The sequence below is a fragment of the Kitasatospora sp. NPDC093558 genome, from assembly GCF_040683475.1.
Taxonomy (GTDB): Bacteria; Actinomycetota; Actinomycetes; order Streptomycetales; family Streptomycetaceae; genus Kitasatospora.
Window position 1 is genome coordinate 1 of the sequence record NZ_JBFBDY010000701.1, and the last position, 3,028, is coordinate 3,028.

3 protein-coding genes are annotated in these 3,028 nt (G+C 71.4%); 1 reads left to right on the plus strand and 2 read right to left on the minus strand.

Translation table 11 applies throughout. From position 1 onward, the window contains the following. Positions 1-55 precede the first annotated feature (55 nt). Positions 56-1,333: an extracellular solute-binding protein gene (locus tag AB0O00_RS33945; RefSeq protein ID WP_363658412.1), complete on the minus strand. Its 1,278-nt coding sequence runs from the start codon at positions 1,331-1,333 to the stop codon at positions 56-58. Between the two features lie 309 nt (positions 1,334-1,642). On the opposite strand from AB0O00_RS33945, the gene AB0O00_RS33950 reads away from it, so the two are divergent. Further along, the gene (locus AB0O00_RS33950; protein WP_363658415.1) at positions 1,643-1,831 is read left to right on the plus strand and encodes a hypothetical protein; all 189 of its coding nucleotides are present in this window, start codon (positions 1,643-1,645) and stop codon (positions 1,829-1,831) included. Here AB0O00_RS33950 and AB0O00_RS33955 read toward each other — a convergent pair. Further along, a complete protein-coding gene (locus AB0O00_RS33955) occupies positions 1,828-2,892 on the minus strand; it encodes an aldose epimerase family protein (RefSeq protein WP_363658414.1) in 1,065 nt (354 codons plus the stop codon). The two genes, AB0O00_RS33950 and AB0O00_RS33955, sit on opposite strands and share 4 nt — an antisense overlap. Positions 2,893-3,028 lie beyond the last annotated feature (136 nt).

Below are 3,028 nucleotides of genomic sequence, written 5' to 3' on the forward strand. Positions count from 1 at the left end.
CGGGGTGAGGGACGTGGGGGTGTCCCTCACTCGCGGCGGGCCGGGCGGCCGGCGACTACTTGGCGAAGCCCGGGAGGAGCTTGGCGTAGTCGGTGGCGACGGTGCTCAGGGCGTCCTGGGTGCCGGTGCCCTGGAGGGCCTTGCCGAGGTTGGTGCCGAGCGAGGCGAACAGCGAGCTGTACTCGGGCAGTTCGGGGCGCGGCTTGGCGCTGGCGAGGACGGCCTGGAAGCCGGCGATGCCCGGGTCGGCCTTGACGTCGGCGGTGAAGGCGTCGGAGCGGGTCGGCAGGGTGGAGTTCTTCTGCGCGATGAACGCCTGGCTCTCGGCCGAGGTCATGAAGGCGGCGAACTTCTCGGCGGCGGCCTTGTGGGCGGCGTCGGAGCCGGCGTAGACGGAGATGTTGTGGCCGCCGGTCGGGGCGCCGGCCTTGCCGGCGGAGCCGGCCGGGACGGCGGCGATGCCGAGGTTCTTCTTGTCGGCGAACGCGGAGCCCTTGTAGATGTTGGTGATCTCCCAGGGGCCCTGGATGATCGCCGCGACCTTGCCGCTGTTGAAGGCGTCCATCATGTGCGCGTAGGCGTCGGTGGTGACGTCGGCCTTGGCGGTGCCGGGCGAGGTGAACATCGACTTGTAGGTCTCGACGGCCTTGACGGCCTCGGGCGAGGTGATGGTGATCTTCTTGCCCGCGGCGTCGACGGTGTCGGTGCCCTCGCCGAACAGGAACGGCATCGCGTAGTAGCCGTCGGCGGCCTTCAGCCAGAAGCCGTCCACACCGGCCTTGTCCTTGACGGCGGCGGCGTCGGTCTTGAGCTCGTCCCAGGTCTTCGGGGCGTCGGTGATCCCGGCCTTGGCGAAGAGGTCCTTGTTGTAGAGCAGGCCCAGGGTGTCGGTCACCAGCGGGACGCCGTAGAGCTTGCCGTCGTACTTGGCCTGCTGGACGAGGCTGGGCTGGAAGGCGGAGGTGTCGGCGGCGGCGGGGGTGCCGTCGAGCGGCTCCAGGTAGCCGGCCTTGGCGAAGGCGGCGGTCCAGCCGACCTCGGAGCGGAAGACGTCCGGCGCGCCCTTGGCCCCCATGGCGGTCTGCAGCTTGTTCTGGGCCTGGTCGAACGGCACGTTGACGAAGTCGACCTTGATGGTCGGGTTGGCCGCCTCGAACTTCTTGACCAGTTCCTGGTAGTTCGGCGCCTCGTTGGTGGCGTTCGACGTGTCCCAGTACGTGAGGGTGACCGGCCCGTCGGCCTTGCCGTCCGAGCTGGAGCCGCTGCTGCCACAGGCAGCCATCGAGACCGCGAGGGCCACAACGAGGGCAGAGGCCGCGATGCCACGCCGCATGAGAACTCCTTGGGAGGGTGGGGGTGCCCGAGATGTTCGGAGACAGGCGCATAATGGCTGCCTCGTGCCGACTGCACCTTCGCTGCCGTCGGGCTGGAAGGAAGTTAACAGCGGGCGAAACGTCACGGAAACCCCTTGCAGAAACTTTCTGCAAGAAACGGCGATCGTTACAGCCGCGTGTCCTGGACGTTGCCGCACGGTAGTTGACGGCGACCAGCTATGTCCGGGTTTGACCGTTTCGCTCCGTCGGCCTGTGGCCTGGACCACCACCCTGCGTTGCGGAAAGCCGCTTGCACGAGACTTGGGGGCATGCGCATCAGCCGCATCGAGCAGGTCTCGGTGCACCCCGGCCACGCCCGCTGCGGCTTCCGCCCGCTCGCCGACGGCGACCTCACGCCGGGCCTGCGGGAGATCCGCCGCCGGGAGGCCGAGCACGGCCTCGACCGCCGGCCCCGGCTCTGCATGCGCCGGGACCTGCCGGAGCCCGCCTGCGACTAGTTCGTCCCGAACCGCAGGACGGTCGTCGAGCGGAACTCCTCCCCCGGCCGCAGCACGGTGCTGGGGAAGTCCGGGTGGTGCGGCGAGTCCGGGAAGTGCTGCGTCTCCAGCGCGATCCCGGCGAACGGCCCGTACGCCACCCCGCTCGCGCCCGTCACCGCGCCCTGGAACTTGTTGGCCGTGTAGACCTGCACGCCCGGCTCGGTGGTCAGCACCTCCAGGGTGCGCCCGCCGACCGGCTCCTCCAGCAGCGCCGCCCGAGCCGGGGTGCCGTCGGCCGAGCGCGGGCGCAGCACCCAGTTGTGGTCGTAGCCGCCGGGCCCGGTCAGCTGCGGGTGCTCGTCGTGCACCGACTTGCCGATCGGCCGGGCAGTCGTGAAGTCGAACGGCGTGCCGGCCACGGGTTCGATCCGCCCGGTCGGGATCTGCCGCTCGTCGGCCGGGGTGTAGGCGTCGGCGTCGAGGGTGAGCAGGTGGCCGAGGACGTCGCCGGTGCCTTCGCCCGCGAGGTTGATGTACGCGTGGTTGGTGAGGTTGACGACCGTCGGCTTCGTGGTGACGGCACGGTAGGCGATGGTCAGGTCGCCCCCGGCGTCGAGGGTGTAGGCGACGGTGACGTCCAGGGCGCCGGGGAAGCCCTGGTCGCCGTCCGGGCTGTGCAGGTGCAGTTCGACGCCGCCCGGGATCGCGGTGGCGGCCCACATCCGGTTGGCGAAGCCGTCCGGGCCGCCGTGCAGGGTCATGCCGCCGCCGGTGGGGGCCAGCGGGTGGTCGTCGCCGTCGATGGTGATCCGCGAGCCGTCGATCCGGTTGGCGTAGCGGCCGACGACGGTGCCGTAGTGCCGGGCCGGGCCGAGGATCTGGGCCAGTTCGTCGGTGCCGAGCAGGAGTTGGGCGCGGCGCCCGGCCCGGTCGGGCGCGGTGAGGGTGTGCAGCGTGGCGCCGAGGGTGAGCACGCTCGCCTCGTACGGGCCGGCGGTGAGCGTCCAGCGTTCGATCGCGGCGCCCGCGCCCGAGGCGTCGAGGGGTTCGTGGCGCACGCTCGTGGCCTCAGTCGCCATGCCCTGCTGCTCCTCACTGGCGGCCGCGGGGGTGCTGCGGTCGCGCCGTACGGGGGGGTCGGTCGGGGAGAGGGACGGGGATCGGCCGCGGCCGCCCCGGTGTGCGTCAGCCTAACGACGGGGACGGCCGCGGGGG